Source organism: Neobacillus niacini (assembly GCF_023715785.1).
Lineage (GTDB): Bacteria > Bacillota > Bacilli > Bacillales > Cytobacillaceae > Neobacillus > Neobacillus niacini_E.
This window is the reverse complement of the sequence record NZ_JAMBOX010000007.1, coordinates 154,902-179,455: the sequence shown is the minus strand read 5'-3', so window position 1 is coordinate 179,455 and position 24,554 is coordinate 154,902. Positions and strand designations below refer to the sequence as shown.

At 40.3% G+C, this 24,554-nt stretch carries 21 protein-coding genes; all 21 read left to right on the top strand.

Annotated features, from left to right (window positions below; all coding sequences use genetic code 11):
* Nucleotides 1-25 precede the first annotated feature (25 nt).
* The 21 genes from M3234_RS14665 to M3234_RS14565 all read left to right on the top strand — a co-directional run bounded on the left by M3234_RS14665 (nucleotide 26) and on the right by M3234_RS14565 (nucleotide 24,498).
* Nucleotides 26-1,960 carry an oxidoreductase gene (locus M3234_RS14665; RefSeq protein ID WP_262305434.1) on the top strand — a complete coding sequence of 645 codons (1,935 nt, stop codon included), beginning with the start codon at nucleotides 26-28 and terminating at the stop codon, nucleotides 1,958-1,960.
* An 89-nt stretch (nucleotides 1,961-2,049) separates the two neighbouring features.
* Nucleotides 2,050-2,853 (top strand): SDR family oxidoreductase, encoded by an 804-nt coding sequence (locus tag M3234_RS14660; protein WP_262305433.1) that lies wholly within the window; start codon nucleotides 2,050-2,052, stop codon nucleotides 2,851-2,853.
* A 63-nt stretch (nucleotides 2,854-2,916) separates the two neighbouring features.
* On the top strand, nucleotides 2,917-4,503 hold the full coding sequence (locus M3234_RS14655; protein WP_262305432.1) for an AMP-binding protein: 1,587 nt from the start codon (nucleotides 2,917-2,919) through the stop codon (nucleotides 4,501-4,503).
* A gap of 66 nt (nucleotides 4,504-4,569) precedes the next feature.
* Entirely contained in the window at nucleotides 4,570-5,340 is a 771-nt protein-coding gene (locus M3234_RS14650) for an SDR family NAD(P)-dependent oxidoreductase (RefSeq protein WP_262305431.1), read from the top strand.
* Nucleotides 5,341-5,447: 107 nt separating this feature from the next.
* Nucleotides 5,448-6,224 carry an SDR family NAD(P)-dependent oxidoreductase gene (locus M3234_RS14645; protein ID WP_262305430.1) on the top strand — a complete coding sequence of 259 codons (777 nt, stop codon included), beginning with the start codon at nucleotides 5,448-5,450 and terminating at the stop codon, nucleotides 6,222-6,224.
* 379 nt (nucleotides 6,225-6,603) lie between these two features.
* Nucleotides 6,604-8,163, top strand: a complete 1,560-nt coding sequence (locus M3234_RS14640) for a class I adenylate-forming enzyme family protein (protein ID WP_262305429.1) — start codon at nucleotides 6,604-6,606, stop codon at nucleotides 8,161-8,163.
* A 127-nt stretch (nucleotides 8,164-8,290) separates the two neighbouring features.
* Nucleotides 8,291-9,052, top strand: a complete 762-nt coding sequence (locus M3234_RS14635) for an SDR family NAD(P)-dependent oxidoreductase (protein WP_262305428.1) — start codon at nucleotides 8,291-8,293, stop codon at nucleotides 9,050-9,052.
* Between the two features lie 25 nt (nucleotides 9,053-9,077).
* Entirely contained in the window at nucleotides 9,078-10,592 is a 1,515-nt protein-coding gene (locus M3234_RS14630; RefSeq protein WP_262305427.1) for a class I adenylate-forming enzyme family protein, read from the top strand.
* A gap of 186 nt (nucleotides 10,593-10,778) precedes the next feature.
* Nucleotides 10,779-11,375, top strand: coding sequence for a TetR/AcrR family transcriptional regulator (locus tag M3234_RS14625; RefSeq protein ID WP_066304189.1), 597 nt, complete (start codon nucleotides 10,779-10,781; stop codon nucleotides 11,373-11,375).
* A gap of 159 nt (nucleotides 11,376-11,534) precedes the next feature.
* Nucleotides 11,535-12,656, top strand: coding sequence for a TRAP transporter substrate-binding protein (locus M3234_RS14620; RefSeq protein ID WP_262305426.1), 1,122 nt, complete (start codon nucleotides 11,535-11,537; stop codon nucleotides 12,654-12,656).
* A 361-nt stretch (nucleotides 12,657-13,017) separates the two neighbouring features.
* Nucleotides 13,018-13,425, top strand: coding sequence for a Zn-ribbon domain-containing OB-fold protein (locus M3234_RS14615; protein WP_262305425.1), 408 nt, complete (start codon nucleotides 13,018-13,020; stop codon nucleotides 13,423-13,425).
* A 15-nt stretch (nucleotides 13,426-13,440) separates the two neighbouring features.
* Nucleotides 13,441-14,580 (top strand): thiolase family protein, encoded by a 1,140-nt coding sequence (locus M3234_RS14610; RefSeq protein WP_262305424.1) that lies wholly within the window; start codon nucleotides 13,441-13,443, stop codon nucleotides 14,578-14,580.
* 51 nt (nucleotides 14,581-14,631) lie between these two features.
* The gene (locus tag M3234_RS14605) at nucleotides 14,632-15,777 is read left to right on the top strand and encodes an acyl-CoA dehydrogenase family protein (protein ID WP_262305423.1); all 1,146 of its coding nucleotides are present in this window, start codon (nucleotides 14,632-14,634) and stop codon (nucleotides 15,775-15,777) included.
* A 311-nt stretch (nucleotides 15,778-16,088) separates the two neighbouring features.
* Nucleotides 16,089-17,240, top strand: a complete 1,152-nt coding sequence (locus M3234_RS14600; RefSeq protein ID WP_262305422.1) for a thiolase family protein — start codon at nucleotides 16,089-16,091, stop codon at nucleotides 17,238-17,240.
* Between the two features lie 131 nt (nucleotides 17,241-17,371).
* Nucleotides 17,372-18,442, top strand: a complete 1,071-nt coding sequence (locus M3234_RS14595) for a phosphotransferase family protein (RefSeq protein ID WP_262305421.1) — start codon at nucleotides 17,372-17,374, stop codon at nucleotides 18,440-18,442.
* A gap of 59 nt (nucleotides 18,443-18,501) precedes the next feature.
* On the top strand, nucleotides 18,502-19,098 hold the full coding sequence (locus M3234_RS14590) for a TetR/AcrR family transcriptional regulator (RefSeq protein WP_262305420.1): 597 nt from the start codon (nucleotides 18,502-18,504) through the stop codon (nucleotides 19,096-19,098).
* A 343-nt stretch (nucleotides 19,099-19,441) separates the two neighbouring features.
* Nucleotides 19,442-20,209 carry an SDR family oxidoreductase gene (locus M3234_RS14585; protein ID WP_262305419.1) on the top strand — a complete coding sequence of 256 codons (768 nt, stop codon included), beginning with the start codon at nucleotides 19,442-19,444 and terminating at the stop codon, nucleotides 20,207-20,209.
* Nucleotides 20,210-20,305: 96 nt separating this feature from the next.
* Nucleotides 20,306-20,842 carry a TRAP transporter small permease subunit gene (locus tag M3234_RS14580; protein WP_262305418.1) on the top strand — a complete coding sequence of 179 codons (537 nt, stop codon included), beginning with the start codon at nucleotides 20,306-20,308 and terminating at the stop codon, nucleotides 20,840-20,842.
* Nucleotides 20,832-22,133 (top strand): TRAP transporter large permease, encoded by a 1,302-nt coding sequence (locus M3234_RS14575; RefSeq protein WP_262305417.1) that lies wholly within the window; start codon nucleotides 20,832-20,834, stop codon nucleotides 22,131-22,133. Before M3234_RS14580 ends, M3234_RS14575 begins: the two co-directional genes overlap by 11 nt.
* A gap of 149 nt (nucleotides 22,134-22,282) precedes the next feature.
* Entirely contained in the window at nucleotides 22,283-23,266 is a 984-nt protein-coding gene (locus tag M3234_RS14570) for an MBL fold metallo-hydrolase (RefSeq protein ID WP_262305416.1), read from the top strand.
* A 14-nt stretch (nucleotides 23,267-23,280) separates the two neighbouring features.
* The gene (locus tag M3234_RS14565) at nucleotides 23,281-24,498 is read left to right on the top strand and encodes an acyl-CoA dehydrogenase family protein (protein WP_262305415.1); all 1,218 of its coding nucleotides are present in this window, start codon (nucleotides 23,281-23,283) and stop codon (nucleotides 24,496-24,498) included.
* Nucleotides 24,499-24,554: the final 56 nt, after the last annotated feature.

The window sequence follows — 24,554 nt, the reverse complement described above, 5'->3', positions numbered from 1 at the left end:
TAAACAGAAAGGAATGACATGTCTAGTGGTAAATTACCCGCATTTATTTTCTCCGTTTAAACTTGGTTCACTATCACTTAAAAACAGAGTTGTCGCAACAGCTCATGCGACTGCAAAGATGATAGATGGGATTCCGACTGATGAAGATCTTGCTTACTGGGAAAAGCTTGCTCGTGGTGGAGCAGGGCTCCTTATTACTGGGGGAACGGTCGTTCACCCGAGTTCCATTCTTCGGCGACGGATGCTGAGTGAAGCATACCTGGAAGAAACTGTCCCTAAATACCGCCAAAGGGCAGAGGTCATTCATGCTCATGGTGCAAAGGTAATTGGTCAAATATTGCACTTAGGGCGTGAAATGATCGGGGGAGAATCGGACCATCCTTTAAGAGCACCATCCTCCATCAAATCCCCACGAGCTCAATACCGACCGGTTGAATTGACTCATGAAGATATAGCTGAAATTATTGATGCCTTTGCGATATCTGCTTCAAACCTGAATAAGGCAGGGTATGATGGTGTCGAAATCCATGCTGCCCATGGCTATTTAGTGGCTCAATTTCTCTCACCAGCAACAAATTATCGAACAGATAAATATGGCGGTTCTTTAAAGGGGCGAATGAAATTCTTGTTGGAGATCATTGAAGCTATTCGTCAATCTACAAATCCTGAATTTGTGCTGGGAATCCGTTTAAGTGCTGATGAAGAGATTAGTGATGGACTGCATCTGTCAGATACCCTTGAGATTGTTAACAAGCTTGGAGAGCTTAGTCATGTAGATTATCTGAATATTACCTTAGGGATTCGTGGAGCATACGTTAAAGATTTGACTACACCTCAAGGAATTGCTGTTGAAGCAGCAGGAGCTATTAGAATATCTACTAATATTCCGGTACTCGTCAGTCAACGGATTAAAAGTCCAATGATGGCTGAAGAAATAGTAGCAGGCGGTTACGCTGACTTGGTCGGCTCTGCTCGTGCATTTATTGCCGATCCCGAATGGCCAAACAAAGCCAAAATAGGCCGAAGTGCTGAAATCATCCCATGTATCGGATGCAATCAAGAATGTCGTACCTTTGATCCCTACCTATATTGTACGGTGAATCCTGTAACGGGACGTGAAGGTGAATTAGGTAAGGATATACAACTTAGTCATCCATCCAAAAGAATTGCTATAGTCGGAGGAGGACCGGCTGGACTAGAAGCAGCAAGAGTTGCGGCTTTAAGAGGACATTCTGTGGTCCTTTTTGAAAAAGAAACCTCTTTAGGAGGCCAGGTTCGCATTGCTTCCAAAGAACCACATCGTGGTGAATTATTAGAAATAATCAATTACTTGGAAGCTGAAGTCAGAAGATTGGGTGTAACAATCCATCTCAGTCAACTAGCGAATGCAAAAGATTTAACGGGCTTTGATTCAATCATTATCGCTACTGGTGCAGTGCCAGCATCCCCTCGAGTATCTGGAAATACAACAACGAAAGTTATATCAGTATTTGAAGCACTTAAAGGAAATGACTTTTCAGATTTTGCAGGTGAGAATGCGATAGTTTTTGATGATGGGTCAGGATTTTGGCCTGCATTAAATGTGGCAGAACGCCTTGCAACGAATGGACTTCACGTTACCTATGTGACCCAATCGAGTGGAATTGGGGCATCGATTCCTCATGAGAGCATCCAGCCACTTCTCAAAAGACTTGGTGCTGCAGGAGTGAACTTTATGATCTTCCACCAATTGGCAGGAGTTGACGACCAAGTTATCAAGGTCCGTAATATCCTAACCAGGCAAGAGTCTGACTTCAAAGCTGATTTAGTCGTAATCGAGACAGGAAGAGTGCAAGAAAATACCCTTGCCAAGGAACTTAATGGTTTAGGAATTCCGATGTATTCTGTGGGTGATTCTGTTTCACCTCGACGAATCAACAATGCCATCCTCGAGGCACATAGGATTGCAAGGACTATCTGAAAATGTTGTCAGCCATGCTTCACCGGACTATTAAAATATTAAAATAATGGAATTGCTATGCAATTGAAACCAGCAGGGGGCTGATCATTATGTTTAAACGGTTTACCGATAAAGTTGTGTTAATAACGGGTGCAGGTTCAGGCTTGGGCCGTGCGACAGCGATTCAATGTGCTGCTGAGGGAGCAAAGCTTTCTCTTGTGGACAAAAACATGGAGACACTTCATGAGACAAAAGGTCTGATTTTGGAGGATTCACCTGATACCCAAATCATCGTTTTGACAGCGGATGTTTCCAATGAGGAAAATGTAAAAAGATATGTTGACAATACCATTCGTGAGTACGGTAAAATTGATGGCTTTTTCAACAATGCCGGTATTGCCGGTGGAAATGCCCCAACTGCTGAATATGACAGTGGGCTGTTCTCAAAATTAATAGATGTTAACTTGAATGGTGTCTTTTATGGGTTGAAATATGTACTTGAAATCATGAAGAAACAGGGTGAGGGGTACATTGTTAACACTGCTTCTGTTGCAGGGATACGCGGAATCTTAGATAAGCCTGGTTATGTAGCGGCAAAACACGGAGTAGTCGGATTAACAAAAGCAGCGGCAATCGAATACGCGGAGTTTGGTATAAGCGTAAACGGGATTGCACCTGGTCCAATTGCAACAAATATGCTGATTGGAAATTTTAAATCTATGAATTCCGAAGACTGGGAGGCTTTGGCAAAGAAACATGCTGATGGAATCCCTGCTAAACGGCTCGGCAAGCCAGAAGAAGTGGCCCGTTTAGTCGCCTTTCTTTTATCAGGAGAAGCAGCGTTTATTAATGGTGTAGTGATTCCAATCGATGGAGGTCAAGGCGCAAGCCAATATACTAGAAAGGTTGAATAGGGTTATAAAAATATAATAATCGACGGTAAATGGATAGAGAAGAATTTTAAAAGGAGAGAAACTATGTACAGTGGAATTGAAACATTTGGAAAATTAGTTGAATACCGTGCATCCGCCAAATCTCACATAAGATTTGTCCGCTTTGAACAGGAGGATGTGACCTATCATCAGTTCAATTCTAATGGGAATAAAGTGGCCCATTATATAACTGATTTGGGACTCACAAAAGGTCAAACCTGTGCTTCGATGCTTCCAAATTGTCCGGAAGCTTTATATACATGGCTAGGCTTGGCTAAGATTGGTGTCATTGAAGTTCCTATCAATGTTGCTTTCCGTGGGCACCTGCTGACGTATATTTTAAATAAAGCTGAGTGTCAAGCCATCATCATTTCTTCACAATGGGTCGATCGATTAATCGATATACTAGACGATCTGACCCATCTCCGTCATGTCATTGTGGTAGGAGATAATGAAAAACCAGTCCCAGGTCTCATTACTACTCATTCCATTGCTAGTATTCTTGATAAATCAAGTGATGCACCGATAGAGGTAGAGATTAAACCAACCGACCCTTCTATTATCCTTTTTACTTCGGGAACCACAGGGCCATCCAAAGGAGTTGTACTCACCCATCGCTCCAATTTCAAGAATGCTTCAAACTGTTGTGAGGTAATGAAGTATGGTCCCAATGACCGATTGTTTACCGTATTCCCGCTATTTCATGCAAATGCTCGTTATACGACCGTTCTCGCTGCGCTTTTAGCTGATTGTGATGTGGTTTTACATGATAAGTTTTCAGCATCAAGATTCTGGGATATTTGCCGGATCGAGAAAATAACCGCCTTTAATTTCATGGGATCATTAATCACCATCCTTATGAAACAGCCTGAACGCCCTGAAGATAGAGAACATTTGGTTCGAAAGGCTTTTGGAGGACCAACTCCACTTGACCTATATGATGACTTTCAAGACCGATACGGTGTTCAAATCAGTGAAATATATGGTTTAACTGAGGGTGGAACAGTAACCAACAACCCATCCGAATCCTTCCGCAAGGGCTCTTGTGGAATAGCCGCTCCTTATTATGATGTTGAGATTCATGATGAAGAGGATTATCCATGCCCGCCAGGTGTAGCTGGAGAAATCGTTATCAGACCAAAAGAACCAGGCATCATGTTTACGGAATATTATAAAATGCCGGAAGCCACGTTAAAAACCTGGCAAAATTTATGGTTACATACTGGGGACCGGGGCCGAATGGACAAAGATGGATATATATATTTTATCGATCGGCAAAAAGATGCTATCAGAAGACGCGGTGAAAACATTTCCTCCTTTGAAGTGGAAGTAGTTCTTAACGATCATCCAAAGGTCCTTGATTCAGCCGCAATTGGCGTTCCATCAGAGCTGGGTGAAGAAGAAGTTATGGCTGTTGTCATTGTAAAAGAAGGGGAAGCGCTAACACCAGAGGAACTGCTGGATTTTTGTCAGCCACGAATGGCTTACTTTGCCCTCCCTCGCTTTGTAAGATTTGTAACAGAATTCCCTCGGACTCCTTCTCAAAGAGTTCAAAAATACAAGCTACGCGAAGAAGGCATTACGAACGACACATGGGATCGTGAACGTGTCGGTTATCAAGTGTTACGTTAATTTTGTACTGTTTTAGATAGTTTTAAATTCTTTTCCATTATAAATCTATTAAGAGGTGAAGTAATTATGGAAAATAGTAAAAAACAAAAACGAATTGTCATTTTTGGAGGAAGCGGTGCACAAGGGGGTGCGATTTCATCGAAGCTTGCTGAAAATGCAGCGATTACGATTGCCTATAGAACTAATAAGGAAAAAGCAGAAGCAACAGCTAAAGCAATCCGTGAGGCAGGCGGTAAAGCTGAAATAGGTAAAGTTGAGATCACTAATCCCGAATCTGTCAGCTCCTTTTACAACTTAGTAAAAGAGCAATGGGGCGGGATTGATTCTATCGTTTCCGCAACTGGTACACCCTTTAAAATTAAGAAAATTACAGATTATGATGATGATTTATTTCGCTCCATCATCGAGACAGATGTGATCGGCACCTATAATATCTTAAAGCACGGAATTCCACTGCTCCAGCAAGAGGGGGGAGGCTCGATTGTCCTTTTCCTAACCAATGTGACTAGCCGGACCATTGAATATGATGGAATGTCTACGATACCAAAAATGGCTGTCGAAGGACTGCTGCGGATGGCTGCACGTGAATATGGCCCAGATGGGATTCGCGTGAATGGTGTCGCTCCGGGAGTAACTGAAACGAACAGTATTCATAAAAAATTCGATTCTGGAGATGAGGTTACTCGAAATCTAGTAAATAGTGTTCTTGCTCAAACCCCATTATCACGTAGAGGGCAGCTAAGAGAAATAGCCGATGTCGTGGACTTCCTTATTTCTGATGCTTCCAGCTATGTAAATGGTCAAATTATTAACGTTGATGGTGGTTATAGTGCGTAAAAGGAAACAAGCAACTTATAAATTTGAAAGGCACCTGTACCCTTTATTTCTTAGCTATTATTACGATGGTCGCAGGTGACCTTTTAATAAATAGAGGGGTGGACAAAGTGAAGATTGATTATACTGGCAAGGTGGCATTAGTGACAGGAGGAGCATCAGGGATTGGCAGATCGATATGCATAGAGTTTGCCAAAGCAGGTGCAGATGTAGTGTGTGTTGATATTGACCAAAAGATGGGGGAGGAGACGGTATCTCTCATTAAAAAAGAAGGAAGGGAAGGCATCTTCATCCATGCAGATGTTTCCAATCCATCGGATGTGAAAAATTATGTGAATCAAACCATCGCACGCTTCAATCGAATAGATGTTTTCTCTAACAACGCGGGTTGGGAGGGGGTTATCAAGCCCACAACGGAGTATCCAGAAGAAATCTTTAACAAAGTGATGGATATTAATGTCAGAGGCGTATTTTTAGGGATGAAATATGTATTGCCTGAAATGATTCGTCAAAGAAGCGGAGCTATCATTAACACCGCTTCCGCTGCAGGACTAGTTGGGGCTCCTGGGTTTGTTGCCTATACCGCGAGTAAGCATGCCGTGATAGGAATGACAAAGACAGTTGCACTAGAAGTGGCACGGGAAGGGATTCGTGTAAATGCAATTTGTCCTGGTGCTGTTCATACCCGCATGATGCGTTCCATCGAGAATGGGGTTTCTCCATCCGATCCGGAAGCTTTCTTATCCTCACGAGAAAAAGCGATTCCAGATGGCAGGTATGCCGAGGCTATCGAGATTGCACATAAAGTGCTTTTTCTAGGATCCGAATTTGCATCTCATATGACGGGACACTATTTGGCGATTGATGGGGGTGCTTTAGCAACTTAATAAAAGGGGATAAAACGTTTGCTGTAAATGTCCATGGATTTTTTTGTTGCCCAAAAGGTAATGACATATACGGTAGGGTAGCGCGACGGACTTATTAGTATCGTTCTATTTGGAGTTTAAGTACTCATGTCATTACCTTAAATCTAAATAAATGAATAACCTTCTGTCGTAAAAAAGCAATTGATACAAAGTACCTATAAAAAATTGGAGGAGGAGTTTTAATGCCATACATGATAAGAAAAAACTCTGATGCAAGGATGTAGCTTGATGTATACTGAATATTCAGATATAATTATCCCCATAAAAAGGTGGGATTGGGAAAATATGATTATTTATTTCCTTTAAACGAAGGTTATGACCAAAATGGAGGAGTGGATAAATGATGGAATATCAAAGAGCAAAGCAATTATTAGCTGATGAAATGTTAAATAGATCAGCACGTCGATTTCCTCAAAAAACTGCTTTAGTACATGGTAATACCCGGATGACTTATGGGATGCTTCAAAGCAGGGTTGACAACATAGCCGGATGGTTCCAATCAAGGGGAATATTCAAGGGTGATAAAGTAGGCGTACTGCTCTATAATTCTATTGAATTTATTGAGGTATTTTTTGCTCTAGCCCGAATCGGGGCCGTCATTGTTCCTGTGAACTTTAGATTGCAAAAAAGTGAAGTAGAGTACATATTGGGTAATTCCGATGTTAAAATACTCGTTGCTCATGATGATTTTACCTATGTAATACAAGAAATTCGCAGTAAACTTCCAAAATTATCTGGCGTGGTAATTGTTGATCCGTATGATGCATTAAAAGAGGATGGCTTCCTATTTTATGATAGCATGTTTAAAAGCACGTTACAGCCGAAACTGGAATATCTGGAAGATGACGATGACTTGCTTATCGTGTATACCTCCGGAACAACAGGAAGGCCTAAAGGGGCTGTGCTTACTCACAAAAATGCATTTATGAATGCTGTTAATATGACACTAGAATGTGGTCTTACCAAGGATGAAGTGCAGCTCATAACGACCCCGCTGTTTCATGTTGGCGGAATTTCTGCTATGACCATGATTGTTTTAGTTGGCGGGACGTCCATTATTCACAGTAAATTTGACCCGAATGCTGTACTGGAAACATTTGATGCAGAGAAGGTATCCTATGCCTTTATGGTTCCGTCTATGTGGAATTTATTACTACAGGTCCCTAATTTTCAAGATTATCATGTTGGGAGATTACGAGTTATTTGCACAGCTGCTGCAACTACACCACTTGAGCTTAAGAAAAAATTGATGGAACACTTTCCAAATGCAAACGTTTACGATACTTTTGGGCATACGGAGACTTTTAGTACTTCCACATTGAAGGCTGGTGATTCTCTCATTAAATCCGGGTCCGTTGGGCTTCCATTTTCAAATATTGAAATAAGGGTAGTAGATGAAGATATGAATGATTGCCGTCCGGGGGAAGTAGGAGAAATCATTTATCGAGGACCCACTGTTATGAAGGAATACTATAATAACCCGGCTGCTACTGAAGAAGCCTTTAAAGGTGGTTGGTTTCATAGTGGCGACCTCGTTACCTATGACGAAGATGGGTATCTCACAGTGGTAGATCGTAAAAAGGACATGATTATTAGCGGTGGGGAGAATATTTATCCGAAGGAAATTGAGGAAGTATTATATACACACCCAGATATCTTTGATGCAGCTGTAGTTGGAGTCCCAGATGAAAAGTGGGGTGAAACGGTCAAAGCATACATTGTTCCAAAACCAGGAAAGAAACTCTCTGAACAGGAAATTATTCACTATTGTTCCGAAAGAAGTGCCAGCTATAAAAAACCGCGCTATGTTGAATTTTTAGAAGAGTTACCAAGGAATGCTTCAGGAAAAATTCTAAAGACAAAACTAAGAACCTATGCAGATAATTTTGAAAAGTTATAATATTCAATATTTAAATTGACAAGATTGATAGTTGGGACTTAAAATTAATTATGAAAGTTGATTCACTTTTCGTTTATGTCCAAAGTAATATCAAAAATCATAATTAATTAGTAGGAGGTTTACTTAATTGGATGCAATTTTCGATTTAACGGGAAAAGTCGCCTTAGTTACGGGCGGGAGCCGTGGCATAGGTAAAGAAATTGTAAACACATATGCTGCCCAGGGAGCCACAGTTGTCATTGCAAGCAGAAATATAGATGACTGTAACAACGCTGCAGAAGAGGTTATTCAAAAGAGCGGGAAGGCATTAGGTGTAAGATGCGACATAGCTAATTTAGAAGATATTACAAACATGTATAAAACGGTTGTCGAGGAATTTGGGCAATTGGATATTGTCGTAAACAATGCCGGTGTAAGTATTACGAAGCCATCTGTTGAAGTTACCAGTGATGATTGGGATTTTATGTTTAACATTAATATTAAGGGATTATTCTTTTCCTGTCAGGAAGCAGCAAAAATCATGATGGAACAAGGAAATGGTAAGATTATTAACGTTTCATCAATAGGTGGCTTGAAGACGTTTAAACGTATTGCCCCATATGGTGCAAGTAAGGCGGCTGTCATACATTTAACAAAATCACTAGCCTCGGAATGGGCCAGATATGGAATCTTTGTTAATGGTATTGCTCCTGGACTAATTAGTACCGATATCAATACGGAAGAAATTGGAGATGAACGTCTCCTGCAGAAAATGCTGAAAATGATCCCTCTACGAAAATTAGGAGCGCCAAGTGATATTGCCTGTATGGCACTTTACTTAGCTTCCGATGCCTCTAATTTCATGACGGGCCAAACCATTAGTATTGATGGTGGTGTTACAGCTGAATAGATTGGTGATGTAAAGGAGGAATGGGATGAATATTGTTGATTTATTAATTTCCACAGCCAATCGGTTACCTCATCAGCCTGCCATTAAATTTCAAAACCAACTCATCACATACGAAGAGTTAATAAAAGATGTTTTACGTTTGGCTGATGGGCTGAACCGAAAAGGATTTAGGAGAAATACAAATATTGGTTTAATGATGCAAAACTCCCCTGAATATATCATTTCTTACTATGCTATATTGTCAATCGGAGCAACTGTAGTACCCATTAATCCATTATTTACAGCAAATGAAGTAACCTTTATACTAAATAATTCTGATTCAGTTGGTATTTTAACAGATGGTCTTGGAATTTCTACGGTCATGGAAATAGCAAATGAAGTTAAGACACTAGAAAAAATAGTTTGTTTCGAAAAGAATATCAATCTGACAAATGTTATAAAAGGGCATGACCTGCTACAATCGAGAGCTGACTTTCTACCGGTCCGGTGCAATCCAGATGATACAGCACACATTATATATACTTCAGGTACAACGGGCCGTCCCAAAGGGGTGATGATTACACACGCAAACTTGAATTGGCTATCTATTACTGAAGCGGCTATTTTGCAAGTATCTTCCAATGATCGTGTCCTTTGTACCTTGCCGTTATTTCATGTCTATGGAAATCTTCAATGCATGCTGACTCCGTTTGTACAAGGCGCAACCGTTCATATACAAGAGCGGTTTCATGCTGATGATGTCCTTGAAACCATTGTTAATGAAAAAATCACCATGTACTTTGGTGTACCAACAATGTACACCATGTTAGTCCTATCTCCCATTATCAGTGATTTGAATTTTTCTACGTTAAGAATTTGCGCGTCGGGAGGAGCCAGTATCTCAACCGAAGTAATCAAAAAGGTAAAGGAACTGATGAAGGTTGATATTTTGGAAGGCTATGGTCAGACAGAAAGTACAGCTCAAATCACAACAAATCCCTACAAGGGTAAACAAAAAATAGGCTCGGTTGGTTTACCCATTCCAGGGGTAGAGGTCAAAATAGTGAGCGATGATAGAGTAGAGGTTATTCAGGGTGAAATCGGTGAATTGGTGTTCAAAGGACCCAATGCAATGAAAGGTTACTATAATAACACAACAGAGACAAATGAAGTGATTCAAGACAGCTGGGTCTATACTGGTGATTTTGCCTATCAAGATGAAGAAGGCTATCTCTATATCGTTGACAGGAAAAAGGATTTAATTATTCGTGGAGGTTATAATGTTTATCCCAGAGAAATAGAGGAGGTACTGTACAAGCATCATGGCATTGTCGAATGTGCAGTCATCGGATTAGAGGATAATCGGTTAGGAGAAGAGGTAGCTGCTTTTATCGTTTGCAAATATCCCCTCAACGAAAATGATATAAAAGACCATTGTCAAAAATTTCTGGTGCATTATAAGATCCCTCGAATCATAAGATTTATAGATTCCCTGCCGAAATCCTCCATCGGAAAAATCTTAAAAAGAGATCTTATCGGAATAAATATACTTGAAATGTAAGCATTCGGAAAATAAAATTGACAGCGCTTACCTGTTTATATACAATGAATTTGAAACCCGATTCAAGTGTTGTTAATGGTTAGAAAGCAGCAACCACTGTAGGATTGTTTGTCAAAACAAACTCTTTTTTTATCATAATAATTGAAAGTTGATTCATATTATAATTTTTTGGAGGTGGCACCTTAAGTGTCAATTGATCATCTCAAACCAAAAACCAATCGAGGAATACAGACTAGAAATAAGCTATTACGGTCTGCAGAATATATATTCGGAAAAAATGGATATCATCAAAGCAGTATTACCGAAATAACACAAAATGCTGGGGTTTCACTTGGAAATTTTTATACTTATTTTGAGTCCAAATATCAAATATTTGAAGCACTTATTTGGGAGATGCAACGGGAATTATTATTGTTTATCAAAGAAAGAACAGAAGGAATTGACAATCGGATTGAGATTGAAAGAGCAGGCTTTAAAGCCTTATTTGAATTTGTAAAAAAACGCCCTTATTGGTACAGTCTATTTCCTCAAGCAGAATTTGTAGATAAAGAACTGCATCGGAAGACGATGGAAAAATTTGCAAAGTCCTATATTAACCGGATTGAAGAATCAATGGAAAAAGGGGAAATTAGAAGCCTTAATTCTGAAATGCTCGTTTACAGCTTCATGGGAATTACAAATTACCTAGGTATGAAATGGATACTATGGGATGGAAAAGAAATTGACGATAAATTAATTGATGACATAATGGATTTTGTCAAATTTGGCATTTCAGCGCCATAGTGTAGTAAATTTTTAAGTTACAAGTATCTTAAGATTCATAACTTGAGAGGAAAAGTGGATTCTCTGCAGTTTCACTTTTCCTTCAGGCGTACAAGATACTAAAAATTTTTGTCTGTATAATTCAGAATATTTAAAATATAAAAAAGAGGGGTGCGTTGGATGAATAGGACCATTAAATTAACATTTACAGTTTTTACACTTGTGGTGATGATTTTTGCTTTAGCAGCTTGTGGAGGGAATCCTTCCTCAGGAAATGAAACCAAAGGTGAAGAAAAGGGAAATAGTGAACAGAAATCGATTTCTTTAAAATTTGGATCCTGGACTCCTGAAACCCATCATACACAAACAAACGCTTTTGAACCTTGGGCAAAATTAGTTGGGGACGAAACAGATGGTGTGGTAAATATCGATGTGCAAGGGGGATCGGTGCTTGGCGGTTCTCAACAATCACTTCAGGATGTAAGTGGCGGGGTTTATGATATTGGTTACACTGTAGCCCAGTACTATCCTGATACACCACTATTTAAAATGACCGTTTTAGATTTGCCATTTGCTTTCATTAATGCGAAAGATCACTATCAGAAAAAAGTAAAAGTGGCAGAGCGATTTGTCAATGAATATGTAAAAGAAGAATTTGAAAAAATGGGTGTAAAGTTACTCGGGGTTTATTCTAGTGATCCATTAACCATATTTAGCACAACACCTATTAAATCAGTCAAGGACCTTAAGGGGAAACGGATTCTACTGCAAGGAGCTAACTGGGATCCAATTATTAAAGGCTGGGGCGGCACGCCAGTATCGGTGGCCATCGAAGATTTATATTCTGCTCTTGATAGGAAAACATTGGATGTCAGCCTTTATGCTCCTGCGGGTGCCTATTCCACTAAGATTTATGAGCCAGCACCATATATAACCAATTTGCCGATATCAGGGGTTTCTGCAGTTGCCATCATGAATTTGGATAAATACAATGATTTATCTCCAGATATGCAGAAGCGCTTTGACGAGGAATTCAGTCCTAAATTAATGGAGCTATGGCAAGGAAGCTTTTTGAAAACAATGGACCAGGCCATAAACCAGCTATCAAAAGAAGTGGAAGGGAAAGGTGAAATTATCCAACCAAATAATGAAGATATAGAAGGGTTTATGGAACCGGCAAAGGGAGTTTGGAAGCAATGGATCAACGAAGCAAACAAAAAAGGCTATGATGGACAAAAGTTAATGGATGGATTCCTGCGTATTATGAAAGAAGAAGGAGTAGAACCGCCGTTTACGCTGTAGTCTGGCGGAACTAAAACAAAGAAATGAAAATATAGTAGATCTTACCCTGTATAGGTGAAGATCTACTATATTTTGTCTCGATAATTCTAAATTATCAGAAAAAATATTGACAATAATTAACTCGGTTATTAAAATTAAGTTATAACTTGAAAGTTGATTCATATATCAGGTGAAAGAAAGCGCTTCAATCATGATATCTTTGAAAATGCAATAATCACGGAGGGCACCCCCTCATTTTGGTTTTAATTTGGAAGGATGTGACTAATATTGAAAGTTGATTCACTTTTTAAATTACTGGAGTGAGTTGCAGATAAAACCACTTTAGAATGGATGATCCTTAATAAAGGAGGAATGAACATTAATGGAAGGTTTAGTAAAAGTACCTGTGAAAGACGGCTTATTTCAATTTACATCCCCATCACCTATGCTGATTGTTTCTTGTTGTTCAGCATGTGGAGAATTAGTTTTCCCCAAGCAAGATTATTGTCCTGAATGCTGTACAGATACCATGGAAGAGAAAACAATCAGTTCATTAGGTAAACTAGTATGTTTTACGGGAATCACATCACCTCCGCCGGGTTTCAAAGGGGAGGTTCCATATACTGTTGGGATTGTAGAATTTCCTGAGGGCATTCGAATTTTAGGAGTTATGACGGAAAAGAACATTGACCGTTTAATTCCGGGCATGGATATCGAAATCGTCATGGATACCGCTTTTATAGAAGATGAAAAAGAATATTTGACATATAAATTTAAACCCGTTCAATAACAGGGAGGGATTAGCTTGACAGAGGTCGTCATCGCAGGCGTGGGTATGCACGAGTTTGGCAGATACAATGACAAGGATTACCGCACTTTAGGATCTGTTGCGGCACAGCGTGCATTGAAGGATGCAAATATGAATATGAAGGATGTTCAGGCGGCATTTTGTGCCAATGTTTATGAAGTATCAGCATCTGGTCACAATGTCTTGGAAAGGTTAGGATTACCAGGCATTCCAATCGTGAACGTTGAAAATGCCTGTGCCAGCGGGGCTTCCGCGGTGCGCTTGGCATACCAAGCCATTAAATCCGGTCAGTACGATATCGTCCTGGCGGTTGGTTTTGAGAAAAGCCCGAGAGGCTTCTTGCATGGGGCAGGTTATGACCATTGGCAGGAATCTACAGGGTTAGGGGCGAATCCGCTTTATTTTGCCCTAAATATTCATGAGCACATGGTGAAGTATGGTACAACCAAAGAACAACTCGCTCATATTGCTTATAAAAGTCATAAACATGCTGTTCATAATCGATATGCCATGTTTCGAAAAGAATTATCAGTTGAAGAAATCCTCCAAGCACGGATGGTCTGTGATCCATTGACACTGTATATGCTGTGTGCCCCGAATGATGGTGGAGCAGCAGCCGTTATTTGCAATAAGGAAACCGCAGAGCGATTTACCCAAAATTATGTGACAATAGCCGCTTCTGTTCTGGAAACAAGGAGAAGAAGGGATATGTTCGTACCCGCTGTATCAGCACCGGCACAGGCCTCCTATCCGTTCTTAGCTGAGAGGGCAGCACAATCTGCCTATAAAATGGCCGGGCTGGGACCTGAGGATATAGATGTAGCTGAAATCCAAGATGTAGATGCCGGTTCTGAAATTATCTATTCCGAGTCATTAGGCTTTTGCCCAATCGGAGAGGGAGGGCCAAGGGCGTTGGCCGGTGAGACTTCTCTTGGAGGCAGAATCCCCATCAATGTGAGCGGAGGAATCCTTTCCAGAGGGGAACCAGTGGGAGCATCCTCTCTTGGACAAATTGCGGAGATTACTTGGCAGCTTAGGGGAGAAGCCGGTCCTAATCAAGTGCAAGGAGCAAAGGTTGCTTTAAGCCACAGCGAAGGGGCTGGAGGAAACTCCTGTGTAACCATTTTAGTAAAGTAGAAGTTTAGTTGAAAGCGCTTAGAATTAAATTTTAATAAAAGGAGCAGAATGATGAGTCCAACCTATTTAAATGAAGAACATCAAATCTTTAGACGTGCCTTAAAGAAGTTTCTAGAAAAAGAAGCGATTCCTTATTTCGAGCTGTGGGAAGAAGAAAAAAGGATTCCTCGGTCATTTTGGAAGAAGATGGGAGAACAAGGTTTTCTTTGTCCGTGGGTGGATGAGAAATATGGCGGGGCCAATGCTGATTTCGGCTATTCTATTATTATCAACGAGGAATTGGAAAGAGTAGGCAGCGGTTTGGTTGGAATTAATAACCATAATGATATTGTCGTTCCATACATTAATACGTTTGGCAATGAAGAGCAGAAGGAGCGCTGGCTGCCAGGCTGCATAAGCGGTGATATTATTACAGGAATTGCTATGACAGAACCGGGTGGAGGCTCTGACGTTGCGGGCATCCGGACCACGGCTGTTAGAGATGGAGATTACTATATATTAAATGGTGAGAAAACATTTATTACAACCGGCATCACAGGTGACTTATTCGTAGTGGCATGCAAGACCGACACAAAAGCTGAACCCGGCTATAAGGGAATTAGTTTAATTGTAGTGGAACGTGATACTCCTGGTTTTTCAAAAGGCAGGCAGCTGAAAAAGGTAGGACAGTACTGTTCCGATACAGCTGAACTTATTTTCGAGGATGCTCGGGTCCCAGCAGAGAACCTACTGGGTGAGGAAGGAAAAGGCTTCTACTATTTAATGGAAAAACTACAGCAGGAACGGCTCCTAGTTGCGGTTGGAAGCGTAGCCCAAGCGGAAAAAATGCTCGAAATAACCATTGATTATGTTAAACAAAGAAAAGCATTCGGAAAATCAATCAGCCAATTTCAAAATACACAATTTAAACTCGCTGAAATGGCAACAGAGATTCAGATAGCGAGAACATTTGTAGATGACTTGATTGTCAATCATATTAATAAGAAGGAAGTCGTCACACAGGTATCAATGGCGAAATGGTGGATAACCGAAATGACCAAAAGGGTCGCGACTCAATGTATGCAGCTGCATGGGGGCTACGGTTATATGGAAGAATACGAGATTGCCAGAAGGTTTAGAGATGTTCAAGCCATATCGATCTATGCCGGCACAAATGAAATCATGAAAACCATAATTGCAAAGCGGATGGGGCTATAAAACATTTAAAAATGGTTAGAAGCAATATTTAGGCCTAGCCATGGGGTGAATGATTATACTCCTTGGAATTAGGTCATACATAAACTTCATTCCGAAAAGGGAGTGAATAAAGTGTTTGATTTCACCGAATCCTAGGAGAAGGAAATCATGCTCGAAAAAGCAAAGGATATTATGCATAAGCATATCTTCCCCAGAGAAAAGTTTATGGTGCCCAACCGTGGATTGCCAGTAGAGATTTTGCGCTTTTTATAGATTACTAGAAGAGTTGGATTGGATTGTAAAAAAATTAAACCATTTCGGAGGCGTGAAAAATGAGAGAAGTTGTTATTGTTGAGGGAGTCAGAACACCTGTTGGAAAACGAAAGGGCCTACTAAGCACTGTTCGCCCAGATGAATTAGCCGCTAAAGTGCTGAAGGAATTAGTAACCCGGGCTGGCATCAATCCGGGAATGGTCCAAGACGTCATTATGGGCTGTGTTTCGCAAATAGAAGAACAAACCTTTAATATTGCCCGGACTGCTGTATTGATGGCGGACTTCCCTATTCACGTGCCAGCCACCACCATCGACCGTCAGTGCGGCTCCGGTCAGCAGGCTATTCATTTCGCGGCCCAAGCTATTATGAGCGGGGACATGGATATTGTGATAGCGGGCGGTGTGGAAAGCATGACACGGGTGCCAATGGGATCAACACGCCAAAATTCCACCTGGAGTGATGAAATCACAACTAGGTATGAGATGATTAACCAAGGATTATCTGCCGAAAGGATTTCAGACAAATGGGGATTTACGAGAAGTCAATTAGATGAATTTTCTTTAGAAAGTCATCATCGTGCACTTAAGGCCCAAGAAGAAGGGCGTTTTGACCGGGAAATCATGCCAATAGAGGTAACATTAGAGGATGGGACCACAACGGTTGTTACACAGGATGAAGGGCCGCGCAAGGGTTCAACCATTGAAAAACTAGCAACACTTAAACCGGCATTTATGGAGAACGGAAAAATCCATGCCGGCAATTCTAGTCAAATGAGCGATGGAGCCGCTGCCGTCCTGTTGATGTCCAGGGAAAAAGCCGAGGAGTTAGGATTAAAGCCGCGTTTCCGAATTGTTGCCAGGGCAGTTGTGGGTTCTGATCCTACATTGATGTTGACTGGCCCGATTGAAGCAACCAGACAGGTTCTGCAAAAGGCAAACCTGACTATTGAGGACATGGATACGTATGAAGTAAATGAAGCTTTTGCTTCGGTCCCAATGTGCTGGTTAGAAGAGATAAAGGCTGATCCTCAGAAACTAAATCCAAATGGCGGCGCAATTGCATTGGGACATCCGCTTGGAGCTACGGGTGCCAAATTGATGATCTCCATGATGAATGAATTGGAGAGAACAGGAGGAAGGTTTGGTCTTCAAGCAATTTGTGAGGGCGGCGGAATGGCCAATGGCACTATTATTGAAAGAATCAATTAATAGTTTGTGAAAAAAGGATAAGCAGCAAATAACCAAGATTGTTTGCTGCTTACTCCTTGTCTAACAAATTGAGAATCTTTTTGATAAGGTAAATTATAAAACAATTTAAATAGATGAAAGGTGGTAATAAGATGGAAAATCAAAATGATGTGATTACTTCCATACGAAAAGGAGAGGATTTTAACGAGGAAAATTTTCATGCATTTATGTTAAAAAATTTCCCTGATTGGCCCAACCAACCGATTGAGGTAAATCAATTCTCTGCTGGATTTTCCAATTGGACTTACCTTATTCGCTGTGGAAGTGTGGAAGTTGTTATGCGCCGCCCTCCTGGTGGACCATTGCCGCCTAAAGCACATGATATGGAAAGAGAGTCATCACTATTAAACAAATTATATCCAGTATTTCCCTTTGTTCCAAAACCCTATCTGTTTTGTGATGATGAATCAGTAATTGGTGTGCCGTTCTATGTAATGGAACGAAAGAAAGGAATCGTTTTCGATACAAGTTTACCAGAGGGTATTGATTTAACAGAAGAGAGGGGCCGTCAGATTTCCTATGCATTTATTGATACTCTTGCTGAGTTACATAAACTAGATTATAAGGAAATCGGATTAGAGTCATTTGGAAGACCTCAGGGGTTTATTGAGAGACAGGTACATGGCTGGATAAAACGATATAAGAATAGTAAAACTCATGAAGTACCCCAGTTTGATAAGCTTGCCACGTGGTTTAGTAACAATATTCCCTTATCTTATGGAGAATCTGTTATACACAATGACTATAAAATGAACAATATGATGTTCTCAAGTCAAAACTTAGGGAAGGTAGAGGCTATTTTTGACTGGGAAATGTCTACCATCGCTGATCCGTTTTTTGATTTGGCTATCTCACTAAGCTATTGGAGAGAACCAGGTGACAGTGAAAAGTTGAAAACGAGCCTGCCTTCGGTTACATCCCAACCTGGCTTCCTTTCAAGAAACGACCTGATTGAGCGTTATGCCTTGAAGTCAGGTAGAGATATTCCAGCGTTACACTTTTACCTTGCTTTTGCCTATTTTAAAACAGCTGTGGTTATGCAGCAAATTTATTACAGATGGGTAAAGGGTTCAGCGACAGATCCACGGTTTAGTAGTCTAAATCAATCGATTGATAGCTTAATGGAATACTCCTACGAAATAATTAACACAAAAACCATTTAAGATCTAATGAATGTTACGACTTCCTAGTTAACATTAAAACATGATTCAGGAGGCCAAAAGTGCAAAAAAACAATCTATTGCCAAAGACCAACAGAGGACTTAAGACAAAAGAAAAATTGTTGCGGTCTGCTGAATACGTTTTTGGAAAAAATGGGTACCACCAAAGCAGTATAACGGAAATTACACAACATGCAGGAGTATCTCTTGGAAACTTTTACACCTATTTTGAGTCCAAGTATGAAATCTTTGAATCACTTCTGTGGGAAATGCAAAAAAAATTAATTGGGTTAATTAGGAAGAGAATATCAGGGCTGGAAAATAGAATTGAGATAGAAAGAGAGGGGATAAAAGCTTTATTTGAATTTGTCAAGGAACGACCGCATTGGTATAGCTTATTCCCACAGGCCGAATTTGTAAACAAGGAACTTCATCGCAATATGTTTGAAAAACTGGCTGATTCATATATAAGCTCCATAGAAATCGCTATTAGGAAGGGGGAGATTAAACCCCTAAATCCAGAAGTGATTGTATATAGTATCATGGGAATTACCAATTATATTGGATTGAACTGGATATTATGGAATGATGAGGATATAGATGATGCCCTTTTAGGTGGGGTTATGGATCTCTTGAAGCATGGTATTATCAAACAATAAAAAAGGGTTTTTCAGATTTAGGGAGCATTATAAAATAGTTATTGATAACAGGAGCTCCGTTTTGAGATTTCAAGGATAACAGATTACGAGAGTAATCTGTTCCGGTCTATTGTCGCAACAGTTAACAAAGAATGATATTTTTTGGAATAAACGTAATTTTTCAAATTAACAGAAAAAATGTTGACTATTGATATGGGCAGCTATAAAATATGAATATAAGTGAAACTTGAATCAGATATCAAATTGCGTTGCTGCCTTCATTAGTTTCCTTCTATTTTGAAAGCGCATACTGTATTAAAACAGCTAATAAAATATAGTTTTTTAGAAAGTGAGGGTTGCTGGAATGAAAAATAAAAATGTTTTAATAACGGGCAGTTCAAAAGGTTTAGGCAAAGAATTAGCCATCGCTTTTGCACGTAATGGGGCAAATGTTGTCATTAATTATTATCATAATGAAAGTAGTGCATTGGAAACATTTGAAGAAGTATCAAAGTTTGGAACAAAGGTAGAGATCATTAAAGCTGACGTTGGCAATGCTGAGGAAATGGCTAGTCTTTGTAAAACGGCTATCGCAAGAATGGGTGCTATCGACATTTTTATACATAATGCCGTTCACGCTTTTAAATCAAGTCTTTCAACCATTGATTCTGAACTATGGAGCCATGCATTTAATATTAATTTGAACCCATTGCTTATAGGGGCACAAGAATTAACTCCGTATATGAAAGAAAAGCAGTGGGGCAGAATCCTTGCCATTACAAGTCTAGGTTCAGAATTAGCTGTTAAGAACTATGCAGCTATCGGTGTACCTAAAGCTGCAATGGAAGCTCTTATCCGATATATGGCGGTAGAGTTCGGCCCATATGGAATAACCTCCAACACCATCTCTCCCGGTACATTAAATACTGAGTCTTTACGAAAACTCAACCCGAATTTTCACCAACGTATTGAGGCAGCCCAGTCGAACATTCCTTTTAAGCGGCCGATGGAAATTGAGGATGTTGCCAAGGTCATTCTTACACTTTGTTCTGACGAAATGGAAATGATTAACGGAGAGATCATTCGCGTAGATGGGGGGATGCGGATTATGGCCCAAGTTGAGGGGCTATAACAACTGTCTAAGCTGTGAAGCTTCCAGCAAACCTTGCAAATAGTGTATCAAAAATAACAGAGAGATGGAACTTACTAGTTGAAATGGGGTGCTGAAATGAATCTATTATTCAAGGTTATTAAGGGTTTAACAGCCATTATTCGTTGGGGAGCGATTATAACAATCTTTTTGATGATGACATTGATTGCTTGTTCGGTAATCTCTAGGGGGATTATTAACAAACCTATAATTGGAGATTATGAACTTGTGCAATTAATGATGGTCGTCTTGGTGGGATTAGGGATTGCCTATTCGGAAAGTGTTGATGCGCATATAAAGGTCGGTTTGTTAGTGGACCGGTTTAATAAACGAGTACAGGCGGCATTTAATGTTTTCGGTTACATTTTAGTAAGTGGCATTTGTTTTGTTGTCGGCACGATTCAGATTGGAGCAGGATTAAAGGCCCTTCACACCTTTTTAGTTTCTACCACGATTCTACATGTTCCGCATTACCCGTTTCAATTTTTACTAGGAATTGGCTTTTTCCTCTGGGGGCTGGAGTCCCTGGTAAAAATTATCAATAACCTCGTTGAACTGGTTACCGGTAAAGTTGTGGAACAAGAACAAGAAGGGAGTGAAGTTAGTGTCATTTGAGATGTTGGGACTATTAGCGATTCTTTTAATGTTTGTACTAATGTTTTTAAGGGTTCCGATTGCGATTTCTATGACGCTGCCTGGCATTTTGGGAATTCTATACCTTCGGGGGCCGGTTGCCCTGGAATCTGCTATTGAATCAATTACATGGACACAAAGCTTTAGTTATACATTCAGTACTGTTCCGATGTTTATGTTAATGGGAGAACTGTTATTTATCTCGGGAATCAGTACGGATTTGTTTGATACTTTTCGTAAATGGTTTGGCAATTTCAAAGGAGGTCTAGCTACCTCCACCATTGGTGCTTCCGCCTTATTTGCGGCAGCTTCCGGTTCGAGTGTGGCATCTACCGGAACCATGGGGGTAATTGCTCACAAGGAGATGCAAAGATCTGGTTACAGCGACAAATTCAGCAGCGGAACGATTGCTGCAGGCGGCACATTGGGCATTCTAATCCCTCCAAGCGGAGCGTTCATCATTTATGGAATTCTAACAGAACAATCCATCGGAAAGCTTTTGATTGCTGGCATTATCCCTGGTATTGTTTTAACTTTACTATTTATATTCACGATTTTAATTACAGTTAAATTTCAGCCTCAATTAGCTCCTGATATGAATATGAAGTACTCTTGGAAGGAAAAACTGGTAGCCTTAAAATCTACCCTTTGGATATTGGTGTTATTTGCCATTGTTATAGGCGGCATGTATGCGGGCTGGTTTAGTCCAACAGAGGCAGCCGGAGTTGGAGCAGCAGTTTCCGTCATCCTTGCCATGGCCAAAAGAAAATTGAATCTAAAATCCTTGATTACGGCTCTTGAAAGAACACTTCGATCCACGGGTTTTCTGTTTGCTATAATCATTGGTGCGTTCATCTTAAATTATTTCTTGGCTCTAACAGGTCTCCCTAAATATTTGGCCTCATTAATTACTTCATTGGATGTTCCATGGTGGGTCGTTATGCTATTGATTCTAGCGATGTATTTTGTGTTGGGCTGTGTAATGGATTCATTGGCGATGATTGTTATTACCATGCCAATTATCGTTCCTATCATCCAAGCTTTGGGATTTGATTTGATTTGGTTCGGCGTCTGGATTGTCGTGATAATCGAGCTTGCGTTGATTACACCACCAGTAGGAATGAATTGTTTCGTTTTAAAGGGGGCAGTGCCTGATTTGCGCCTTGAAGATATTTTTAAGGGAGCATTACGTTTTGTGGTCCCAATTATCGTTATGCTGGTACTGTTGGTGCTGTTTCCCAATATGGCGCTATGGCTGCCTAATCATATGTAGTTATCAAGTGAGCTCAAAAGTATGGAGAATCGTTTAGCCTAATAAGCTAAACATCCTCCATACAAGGTGCCTGTTGTTGAAAAATGATTCATCTTTTAAGTTGTATAAAACTCTTTGCGAAAATTTTTAAACTCTTGAGGTGGATGCCTATGTTCGAAATATCCAATAAAGGTATAGAGCTAATACAACTCGACACTGGCTCACCCGTGGGGTCAATCAATACGTACTTACTATTTGGCGAGAAATTAACACTTATCGATACAGGGGCCAATTTACCTAAAAATTGGGGGATGTTGACAAAGTCATTAGAGAAATTACAGTTATCGATACATGATATTGACCAAGTGTTGTTGACACATCATCATATCGATCACGTTGGGCTGTTAGACCGTATTTTAGAGTGCCATCCCATCCCTGTATTAGGACATCCGAATAATCGCCCTTGGCTGTTACCAGATAAACAGTTTGTGGAATGGCACCATGAATTTTTTCACCAGTTTCTTTCTGAATTTGGCTTGCCAGCACAACTGTGTGGAACAGGCAAACTGTTTTTCGAAAAATTACAGGAATTGTCCTGCAGCAATGTGGATCTTACCGTGGAACTAAATGAAGGAGATTCCATACCAGGATTACCCGAGTGGCAAATTATTGAGACAAAAGGGCATGCCCAAAGTCACATTTCCTTCTATCGGGAAAGTGATCAGTTGTTGATTGCAGGAGACCATATTATTAAACACATTTCATCCAATGCAGCGATTGAACCGCCTCTAACACCAAATGAAAATAGGGCAACACCGTTAATCCAATACATGAGTAATCTAAAAAAATGCGTCGAAATCCCCATTGATACGATATTTACAGGTCACGGCACTCCAGTGATGAACCTGCAAGAACTTGTGGAGGAACGATTGGACGATATTGAAAAACGTGCTGCCGTGATAAAAGGTATCATAAGCGAAAAATACAAAACTGGGTTTGAGATTGTTCAGGAATTATTTTCACCAAAGACGGTGAAGGAACAATTAATGTTAGTTGTTTATGAAGCAATAGGTCATCTCGACCTGCTGGTAGAGCGCGGTGAAGTGGAAGAACTCACGAAAAATGGGATCAAATATTTTCGTTCTATAAAATAGGAGATGATGAAACGATGAATTTTGAGTACACAGACAAAGTAAAGAAACTCCAGGCTGAAGTTACGGAATTTATGGAGCAATATGTGTATCCGGCTGAAAAAGTGTATGAGCAGCAATTAAATGAATTCCCTACTAGATGGCAAATACCGCCAATTGTTGATGAACTGAAGGAAAAAGCAAAAGAAAAGGGATTATGGAATCTCTTTTTACCGGATAGTAAGCATGGTTATGGACTTACGAATCTTGAATTTGCTCCGTTAATGGAAATAATGGGCCGTTCCCCTTACTTAGGACCAGAGGTGTTTAATTGTAGTGCCCCAGACACAGGGAATATGGAAGTAATCGACCGATATGGGACTGAGGAACAGAAGGCACAGTGGCTTGTTCCTCTTCTAGAAGGCAAAATCAGATCTGCTTTCGCCATGACGGAACCGCTTGTTGCTTCTTCTGATGCAAGAAATATCCAATCCAGTATTGTAAGAGATGGGGATGAGTATGTCATAAACGGGCGTAAATGGTGGACATCTGGAGCTCCAGATCCCCGATGTAAAGTTTTCATTTTTATGGGTAAAACAGATCCAACTGCACCGACATATGAACAACAATCTATGATTCTCGTACCTGCAGATACTCCAGGCATAACCATCGTTCGTAATCTTAGTGTTTTTGGATATGATGATGCTCCTCATGGACATGGCGAAGTCTTGTTTGAGGATGTCCGTGTTCCTGTAAGTAATATTCTTTGGGGTGAAGGTAAAGGGTTTGCGATTGCGCAAGGAAGATTGGGACCCGGCCGAATTCATCATTGTATGCGGATGATTGGTTTAGCTGAAAGAGCACTGGAACTAATGATTAAACGGGCACAAGATCGGGTTGCTTTTGGAAGTACACTTGTTGACAAAGGCGTTATTCGTCAATGGATTGCGGATTCACGTATTGAAATCGATCAAGCAAGGCTCTTAACTTTAAAAGCAGCTGATATGATGGACAAAGTAGGAAACAAAGAAGCAAAGAAAGAAATAGCCATGATTAAGGTGGTTGCGCCAGAAGTTGCTACAAAAGTAATTGATCGTGCCATTCAGGTTCACGGTGGCGGAGGTGTTAGTCAGGAGTTTCCTCTTGCCAGACATTGGACTTACGCTCGTATTGTTCGCTTAGCTGATGGACCAAATGAAGTTCACCGGGAGGCAATTGCCAAACAGGAAGTGAGACAGTTTTCCAGCAAACAATAAGGTGTAAATACAGTGGCTCCTTTTCCTCTAACTATATCACTTGACTAACCATTAAA

Coding starts and splice junctions, on each gene's coding strand:
- M3234_RS14600 (WP_262305422.1), top strand. CDS start 16,089: ATGAGAGAAGTTGTTATTGTTGAGGGAGTCAGAACACCTGTTGGAAAA.
- M3234_RS14570 (WP_262305416.1), top strand. CDS start 22,283: ATGTTCGAAATATCCAATAAAGGTATAGAGCTAATACAACTCGACACT.
- M3234_RS14565 (WP_262305415.1), top strand. CDS start 23,281: ATGAATTTTGAGTACACAGACAAAGTAAAGAAACTCCAGGCTGAAGTT.
- M3234_RS14615 (WP_262305425.1), top strand. CDS start 13,018: ATGGAAGGTTTAGTAAAAGTACCTGTGAAAGACGGCTTATTTCAATTT.
- M3234_RS14655 (WP_262305432.1), top strand. CDS start 2,917: ATGTACAGTGGAATTGAAACATTTGGAAAATTAGTTGAATACCGTGCA.
- M3234_RS14640 (WP_262305429.1), top strand. CDS start 6,604: ATGATGGAATATCAAAGAGCAAAGCAATTATTAGCTGATGAAATGTTA.
- M3234_RS14605 (WP_262305423.1), top strand. CDS start 14,632: ATGAGTCCAACCTATTTAAATGAAGAACATCAAATCTTTAGACGTGCC.
- M3234_RS14650 (WP_262305431.1), top strand. CDS start 4,570: ATGGAAAATAGTAAAAAACAAAAACGAATTGTCATTTTTGGAGGAAGC.
- M3234_RS14580 (WP_262305418.1), top strand. CDS start 20,306: ATGAATCTATTATTCAAGGTTATTAAGGGTTTAACAGCCATTATTCGT.
- M3234_RS14585 (WP_262305419.1), top strand. CDS start 19,442: ATGAAAAATAAAAATGTTTTAATAACGGGCAGTTCAAAAGGTTTAGGC.
- M3234_RS14595 (WP_262305421.1), top strand. CDS start 17,372: ATGGAAAATCAAAATGATGTGATTACTTCCATACGAAAAGGAGAGGAT.
- M3234_RS14620 (WP_262305426.1), top strand. CDS start 11,535: ATGAATAGGACCATTAAATTAACATTTACAGTTTTTACACTTGTGGTG.
- M3234_RS14660 (WP_262305433.1), top strand. CDS start 2,050: ATGTTTAAACGGTTTACCGATAAAGTTGTGTTAATAACGGGTGCAGGT.
- M3234_RS14630 (WP_262305427.1), top strand. CDS start 9,078: ATGAATATTGTTGATTTATTAATTTCCACAGCCAATCGGTTACCTCAT.